The sequence below is a fragment of the Caldithrix sp. genome (genome assembly GCF_056497305.1).
In genome coordinates this window covers 47,883-56,327 of record NZ_JBSMDE010000013.1, presented here as the reverse complement: position 1 = coordinate 56,327, position 8,445 = coordinate 47,883, and the positions used below count along the sequence as shown (strand labels likewise).

General features: G+C 41.6%; 6 protein-coding genes. 4 read left to right on the top strand and 2 right to left on the bottom strand.

All coding sequences use genetic code 11. The features are described 5' to 3' along the window. Both ACWB0I_RS01180 and ACWB0I_RS01175 read left to right on the top strand, forming a co-directional pair. Nucleotides 1-210, top strand: a 210-nt coding sequence (locus tag ACWB0I_RS01180) for a hypothetical protein (protein WP_479386199.1), incomplete at its 5' end; no start/stop codon positions are given. A gap of 75 nt (nt 211-285) precedes the next feature. After that, a complete protein-coding gene (locus ACWB0I_RS01175) occupies nt 286-642 on the top strand; it encodes a response regulator (protein WP_479386198.1) in 357 nt (118 codons plus the stop codon). A 437-nt stretch (nt 643-1,079) separates the two neighbouring features. On the opposite strand, the gene ACWB0I_RS01170 is transcribed toward ACWB0I_RS01175, so the two are convergent. After that, entirely contained in the window at nt 1,080-1,958 is an 879-nt protein-coding gene (locus tag ACWB0I_RS01170; RefSeq protein WP_479386197.1) for a damage-control phosphatase ARMT1 family protein, read from the bottom strand. A 188-nt stretch (nt 1,959-2,146) separates the two neighbouring features. Next, a complete protein-coding gene (locus tag ACWB0I_RS01165) occupies nt 2,147-6,976 on the bottom strand; it encodes a two-component regulator propeller domain-containing protein (protein WP_479386196.1) in 4,830 nt (1,609 codons plus the stop codon). Nucleotides 6,977-7,184: 208 nt separating this feature from the next. Here ACWB0I_RS01165 and ACWB0I_RS01160 point away from each other — a divergent pair, with 208 nt between their 5' ends. Together ACWB0I_RS01160 and ACWB0I_RS01155 are read left to right on the top strand one after the other, a co-directional pair. Next, nucleotides 7,185-7,364 (top strand): hypothetical protein, encoded by a 180-nt coding sequence (locus ACWB0I_RS01160; RefSeq protein WP_479386195.1) that lies wholly within the window; start codon nt 7,185-7,187, stop codon nt 7,362-7,364. Between the two features lie 130 nt (nt 7,365-7,494). Continuing rightward, complete coding sequence (locus ACWB0I_RS01155) at nt 7,495-8,427, top strand: YitT family protein (RefSeq protein WP_479386194.1); 933 nt, start codon at nt 7,495-7,497, stop codon at nt 8,425-8,427. The last annotated feature ends 18 nt before the right edge of the window (nt 8,428-8,445 follow it).

The window sequence follows — 8,445 nt, the reverse complement described above, 5'->3', positions numbered from 1 at the left end:
TGTTTTAGGGAGGACGTGTTGAAGAATTGGTTTAAATTATTTCTGCGAATATCTGCTAAATCTGCGCGAAATATAATTGTGATTAAAACAGTTTCTATCACTTTTGGTTGCGGCTATGCTGCCTTAGTTGCTTACAAAGATTTTTCTCATCACAATGGAGAAAAGCCGGTTTTTGAAAGACGATTGCAGCATTCCGGCTCAATTCCGTAAAATATTTTTTGCATCATATTCCATTTTTACAACATATTTAAATAATGATAGATTTAAATAATGTCAGGTGAGGCCATGAAGCACATTTTAGCCATTGACGATGATTATGTTTTTGTCAATTCTTTAAAAAACATTCTGGAAATGAAAAACTTTAAGGTAGATGTCCTTTCCAATCCGTTTAAGGTGGAAGGTTATCTGGCTTCAAAAAAGCCCCACTGCATTCTGGTGGATTTTAAAATGCTCGGCTTGAACGGCCTTGAGTTGATCCGGCAGATCAAATCTTTAGATGACCAGATCCCCATCATTATGATCAGTGCTGTGGAAATTAAGCACATTAAGCCCAATCCTCTGGAAATTGGCGCCAGCCTGTACATCGAAAAACCATTCGACATCGAAGAGCTGATTGCGGGCATCGAACAGGTGACCAACTGAACATTTCATTACAGACGTTAGGCATTGGGGATTTCTCCTACCCGATAAATCGGGTACCCGGAATGACAGGCAGCACCGGCTCTCACTAACTGTCATTTCTACCGATGCCCCGACTACGTCGGGACAGAGCGGATAAATCTTATGGCCAGGCATCTTCCCCGAAGGTGTCATTCCAGCCAAGCATAAACGAGAGCCGGAATCTCTTCAATCATGTATGGGATTCCTCTCACGAGCCCTCACCACTTAACAAAAATTGGGAGAGGTGGAAATTTAGTCTGGCAGTGTAGGGCTCGAGCTAAAGCTCGAGTTACGTTTGACGCTGGAATTCGAAATAATACACCACACGCGAGCCTTCCTCATTAAGGTACAATCGGCCCTTTCACAAAATAATTCATAATTGAAAGTGGCGCTACAAATTGGGAAAAGGCTGGTCCGCCTCAGTCTTTCACATTTTCGTTCCGTTTCAGAACCAGACTACCCTCTCTGGCACCGATTACCTGACTCACCTGTGGGCATTTTACGCGTAACAAATAATAGATCAGTTCATTGCGCTCATCCAGGGTTTCGTAATTGCCCATGCCTTTGGAAATAATCAGGTCGGCTTGCTGGAAGGCTTGTTTCAGTTCAGACGAAGCGTTTTCCAGAACCGTTGCCGGCGCGCTGTCACCGGAATCTACGATTTTGGCCACTTTATCCAGACCAACCATTTTGGCGTCTTCACGCGTGGCATCGTTAATGATGGGCGCGCCACGCACGGCTACGGTGAACTCCAGGCCCAGCTCCGGATAGTAGCGTTGTAAAATCTCGATGAACAAGCGATCAAAGACAATTTCACCGGCATTATCGGCCAGATACAGTATTTTCCTGGAACGGCTTAAATCTGCAATAAATTTTTCATAATCATTAATTTCGAAAAAAAGCTCTTCCACAGAATGGATGGTCTGGTAAAGGTCTAACTCTCTCACCTGCGCGCCAAAATCGATAATATTTCCCGCTACGGCTAATTTGGCTGCCATCTGTACCGGCTCCGGATTGCGGTAGATGATCTTTAACAGATCGTCATAAAAGGATAGCGCTAACCGATTGTATTTTAATTTGAGATCGTGATAGGGATCCGGATTACCCGTCAACTGATGAATGATGCTATAAACCTGCTTGCCAATGACCGGCGGGGGATCATTGAAATCAACGGAGGTTAAATAGTCCAGCACTTTATTTACAATCTGTCTTTTGACCTCTTGCTGCTCAGTGGCCAGATCGACCGTTTCGATCGTCTGGCGTAAAATACAGGGAATACAATGAAACTGTGTTTTCATAAAACGTCTGAACCTCTTCATAAATTTTTGAGCGCACAATTTAAGCATTAAATGCCAAAAAATGAAACAGAAAATGGGCGCCCGACAAAGGAATCAAATTAAATAGAGATCGAAGCACAATACTGTTTGCCCTAAGGGGCATCTTGCTTTAATGGGAGGGGCATAGTGGGCGATGATTGGTAAAATCCTTAATTGGCCAATAACTTTTTTACCGCCTGGGTAAATTCCACAATGGTGAATGGTTTGTGTAAAAATGAGGTGCCATCATGGTTCAGTTCATTCTGAATAATATGGGTTTCCGCATAACCGGAAGTAAACAGGATTTTTGATTCCGGATGATGGAGATGAATTATTTCAGCCAGCTCATTACCATTCATTTCAGGCATAATCATATCGGTAATCACCAGGTCTAATTTGTCTTTAATTTTCTTGATCTGTTCTGCGCCTTCCTGGCCGTTGGTAGCACAGAACACCGTATATCCGAATTGTTTCAAAATATCTCTCATGAATTCACGAACCGATTCATCATCTTCAACGACCAATACCTTTCCCTGGCCCGAAGCCACATCTTGCTCTTCGTCTCTGGATGGAGTTTTCACCTCAATTTCCTGAGCCACAGGCCAGAAAACACTAAATCTGGAACCTTTTCCTGGCTGACTCTCCACTTTAATAAAGCCCTGGTTTTGTTTGACAATACCATAGACCGTTGAGAGTCCCAGGCCAGTTCCTTTACCTACCTCCTTGGTAGTAAAGAATGGTTCAAAAACCTTTTGACGTGTTGCATCATCCATTCCTATTCCGCTATCAATTACGGAAACCTGCACATAATAACCGATTTCCAAATCTTCGCCAATGATCTCGGTTTCTTCCACAAACACCTTTTCTGTTTTAATAGTAATTAATTTTAACTGTTTTTTACTTAGTTTTTCCTGCTCTTTAATGGCATCACGCGCATTTACGATCAAATTCAACAGCACCTGTTCCAATTGACTGGGATCGGCCTTAATCATGGGAATAGTAGGACTCAGTTCAATCTCAATTATAATATCTTCGCCGATCAGGCGGCGCAGCATTTTTTCCATCGATTGAATAACATCATTGACATTTAAAAGCTGGGCTTTGAAGATCTGTTTGCGGCTAAAGGCCAGCAACTGGCGCGTTAGATTGGCTGCCCGCTTTCCGGCGTGAAGAATGGAAACGATATCGGAATGCACCTTTTTATTTTGATTGAGTTTCAACAAAGCGATCTCGGCATGTCCATTAATGACCGTCAACAGATTATTAAAATCGTGGGCAATACCGCCGGCCAGGGTACCAATCGATTCAATCTTTTGCGTCTGGTGCAATTGGTTCTGCAATTTTTTAGCATGGGTGATGTCTTCAATGACAACCACAAAATGCGTTACCTGTTTGTGCTCGATCACGGGATTAATGGAAAGATACTCCCAGCGCACGTTGTTTTCGCTGAATTTGCGCATCACTTCGCCATTCCATTTTTGGCCCTTTGAAATACTTTCGTCAATAAATGCTCTATCGCCTTCTAAATGGTGTTTTAGAATGTCTTTTAAGTTTAATGAATTTTGAAAAATACTGTCCTTGCTATAAAGATTACTGTAAATAATATCACCGTGGCGGTCTGCAATAAGAAGGTTTAGCGAGCTCTGAGCAATTCCTTTTGTTAACAGAGAAAGAATCTGACGCGTTTGCTTTTGGTGAATCGAGGCGGCCAGGCTGGAACTAATTACCTCCAGAAACTTTAATGTTTCTGGAGTAAAAGCATCTTCCCGCTGATAATCCTGAACCACCAGGACGCCAATAATCTGATTTTCGATGCGTAGAGGAATACCAAGCCAACATTTGGCCAGAGTTCCAACCTGATTAATGACTTTTTTTTCAATCAGGGCCCGTATTTCCCTTTCTCTGAATAAACATGGTTTTCCCTGCTGAATTACATGATGGCTGAGTGTGCCTCTGGCTGGGACGGATTTGAATGCATCTTTCTCATCTTTCATTAAAGGAAAGGTAAACACCTCTTGCTTAGCATCGTAAAGCGCAATAAACAGATTTTGTGTGTCGATGATTTTAGACAATTCTGTACCAAAAATCTGATAAAAACGTCCCATATCTTCGGTGGTAATCACGGCTTGCGAAATATTCCTGATGACGGACTCTTTTAATTCCTCTAATTTAGCGCCTGAAAGGTCTTCCACAATACCAACCGCACCAACGATATCTTCTTCTATGGAATGGATTCCCCTGATAATGGCCCGCACCGGCAGGGTTTTGTTACTGGTAATTGTTGTGTACTCCCCTTCATAATAGCCAGTCTCGCCCTGCATGGCATTCTTAACCGCTTCTTTGAGCTTTTCATCATTAATATCGGTTAACAGATTGAGCCCCAGAAGCTTATCATACGAGGAGCCGAGAATTTTGACAAAGTTTTCATTGACTTCCGTAATATTGGCCTTCCGATCCATATAAAAAACACCCACCGGCACATTCTCAAAAATAGTCTGAAATTTTTCCAGAGTTTCATTCAGAGAGACCATCATCCTCTTTTTTTCTTCGATCTCTCTCTTTAATTTGCGATTAAATTCGTTGAGAAGTTTATTGCGCTCCCGTATACGTAAAGTTCTGAAATGATGAGCCACATACCCCAGGCCAATGATCAATAGGAATAAAAAGATTTTGAACCAGGCGCGCTCCCAGATGGCCCTGTCAATGTGGAGTTGTAAAGCGGCAATCTCCTGGCTCCAGATGCCATTGGCATTGGCGGCTTTTACCAAAAAGCGATAGTCCCCTCCTTTTAGTCTTCTGTACACAACTTTACGATGCCTGGCATCCGTGTAATTCCATTGTTCCTCAAAGCCTTCCAGCCTGTAGGCAAATCTATTTTTTAATGGATTGACAAAATGTAATGCTGTAAAGCTAATCTCCACAGTGTGTTGATGGTTTTTCAGATGGAGTTGCTTTTTCTCCCAGATCTGTTGTCGTTCCTTCGCAGAAAAGAGTTGGGTCAACGGCTGATGATTCACCTTAATTCCGGTAATCATAACTTTAGGAGGCATCTTATTCAGTTTTATCTGTCGTGGATCAAAATACACAAAGCCATTTACCGTTCCAAAATAGAGCCAGCCTTCATCAGTTTGATAATAGGCGCCAAAATTAAATTCATTATCCGGTAGGCCATCGCTAAAATCAAAAATGCGCTGAACCTTTAATTCAGGATATTCTGCATCTCTCAAATGTACTAAACATAAACCCTTGTTGGTGCTTACCCAATAATTGTTTTCCGAGCTTTTCAGAACACCATACACTACATTGTTTGGCAAACCATTTTCCATCGATAAACCAGTCAAAGTACCGGCATTCTTTTTAAATAGATAGAGCCCCTGACCAAAGGTACCTAACCAAATTCTATCCGACGTTTCAGGAAAAATACAATAAAGGTATCTGCATTTTTCGAAATCCGTCCCATCTGTATTGAACACAGGTTGCAATGCATTCTGGTCCGCCCGATAGTAAAACAAGCCATCTCCATAGGTTGCTACATAAATATTCCCCTGCGCGTCTTTTTTCAGGTCAGTAACGAACAGATCAGAGGCCGTGATAGAACGTTCCCCACGAAGTATTCTGGCAGGGCCACTAAAACGCCCGTTGGTTACATCAAAAACAAAAAGGCCGGAATTTTTTAAGCCAACCAGTAAATGATCAGGATCAATAAATAGAAGGTCTAAAACAATGTTTTGTTCCGCCTGCTCATATGGTCTAAAAACCTGCACACTCTGATTTGCAGGATTAAGATAGTTTATACCATCGTAAGTGCCAATCCATAGATTTCCCCGACTATCCTTAACAAGCACTCTATTACGATTGCTGGAAAAAGTCACTTTCTGCTTGAAATGTGTAACACTATGGTCCGCCAGATTAAGCCAATCCAGCCCATCATCGGTTCCTACCCAAATTTTGTTACCAGGCTCAGGTAAAAGAGCGTAAACCAACCGATCAGACAATATTTTTTGGCCAGACATTATAGGTAGTATATTTAAAAAGGTAGGGTGCTGAATATCCAGGTAATTTAAGCCAGAATCGAACGTTCCAATCCACAAAACCCCTGTGGCATCTTCAAATAGTTTATGAATATTCTTGCTGGATAGATTACTCGGCAAATCGGTGGTAATTTCCTGGAAAGTTTGATCTTTAAGATCGTAAATAATAATCCCGTTGTTACTGCCAATCCAGATTTGTGGAATACTCAATTTCAACATCGTATTGAAAAAAGGAACTTTACCTTTTAGCCTAGACTTCAGTTCATCCGTTAATCCATGGAATGTTTTGGTAGTCGAATCATATCGAATCAATTGATGTTTGGTCAGAATAAAATAGTCCGATTTAACCTTGAGTAAATCTACGACTTTAGCGTTCACATCCGGCAGGGTTAACCAATGGTTCAATTGTCTGCCTTGCAGGCGATAAATTTGATTTCCCTGAAAAAACAGTAAATTATGACCAACTTTTTTAAGCACACCCGGTACATGAGATTTCGATTTAAGAAGGCTGGTTTGTCCACTTTTTAAATCCAAAAAAAACAGTCCATTTAAAGTGCAGGCTACAAGTTGCTCACGATTAACAAATTCGATTTGCAAAACGTTCTGCGGCTGTTTGAAATTAGTAAAACAATCGGTCAGCGGATTTAATTTATCAATGCCCTGATCATGCGCAATCCAGATATTTCCATCTTCATCCACCTTCAGGTCGTTAATACGATTATTTTGCAAGCTGCTGGTTGTCTTAAATTTCTTTCGATACACTTTAACCGAGTACCCATCAAACCGATTGAGCCCATCCATGGTGCCAAACCACATGAAGCCTTGCTTGTCCTGGGCAATCGATAAAATCGAACTTTGCGAAAGGCCGTCGCGTGTGGTTAAGTGCTTAAAAAAGTACGCGTTTTGTGAAAACAAAGGGCCAAAAATAATCGAAATCACCAAGCAGGAAATCAGGTTTCTAAAGCTCATAACTTCTTCAATACTTCCTATTTGTCAAAATTATGATATCGACAGAAACCATCTTCCCTTTAAAATCTTCCCAACTTTTTACAAAAAATTAACAAAAACCTAATATTTCACTCCTATTTTGCGTGTGTGAAAAACGAGATTTACCTTGTATCTTTGCAAAAACTTTTTTCATCAAATAGCATGGAAATTGAGGATGAAAGGGGGTGCTATGGAAAAAAGAGAATTGGAACTGATCGTTGAAAATATCAAGGAAATATTAAAAAGATTAAACTTACGTGAGGGTGATATTCTTTTCCATACCGATGAAAATTTTCGCGTAAATGTTTCGCCCTATCGCATGACGATGGAACTACGATTCCCGGAAGGACTCCACAATTTGAAGGATTAGAGCCTTTTGTTCCAGATACATGGGGATGAGGAAATCCCCTTTTTTTTATCCCTTCCCTAAATACAATTGACTTCGTGTGAATTAATTCTTAAACTTGCCGTTTTTAAATCTTAAATCTGGAGAATATGTAATGGGAAAGTTTTTTAAACATTCGGTTTTTACCGATTATTTTTTTATTACAATCGGTGGCATTTTAATGGCTTTGGGTATTGGCGTCTTTCTGGTCGATGCGCGTGTTGTACCTGGCGGCGTTTCCGGCCTTTCCATGGCCTTTCACTATTTAAGCGGTGGACGATTGCCGGTGGGTACTTTAATCTGGCTTTTCAACATCCCACTGTACCTCTGGGGCATTAAGGAACTGGGCAAGCGCTTTGGAGCCCGAACCTTTTATGGCTTTACGATTTCCTCCCTTTTGATTGATCTGTTCAGAGGAGAATTTCCTGGCTTGCATTACAAAGGACTCAATCAGAGTGCTACGGTTCAACACCTGCTTCAACACGATTTCTTTTTTTTGATTTTGCTGGGCTCGGTGTTATTGGGTGTAGGCCTGGGCATCATTTTTAAGTTTAAGGGCTCGACAGGAGGTTCGGACATCGTAGCGGCCATTTTACAAAAACGCTACGGTGCTAAACCAGGCATGGCCATCATGATGATCGATTTTTTTGTCATCAGCTTTGCCGGGATCATCATTTATTTAAAAGACCTGGCCGGAGATAAACCGGCTTTTGCTCTGACTCTGTACGCCTTTTTTCTGCTGTTTATTTCGTCGCACCTGATCGATCTTGTATTGGATGGATTTGATTATGCCCGATCGGCTCTGATCATTTCGGATCACAATGACAAAATTGCGGAAGTCATCATAAAGCGTCTGAGTCGCGGAGCCACGGTTCTCCATGGGCGCGGTCTTTACAAAAACATCGACCGCGATGTTTTACTGACCGTTGTATCCAGAAAAGAGATCACGCTACTCACCGAACTGATCGAAGACATTGATCCTTCGGCTTTTGTTATCATCAACACCGTTCACGAGGTTTTAGGCAAAGGCTTTAGAAGACGGATTTAACAGCAAGAACGCGCGACA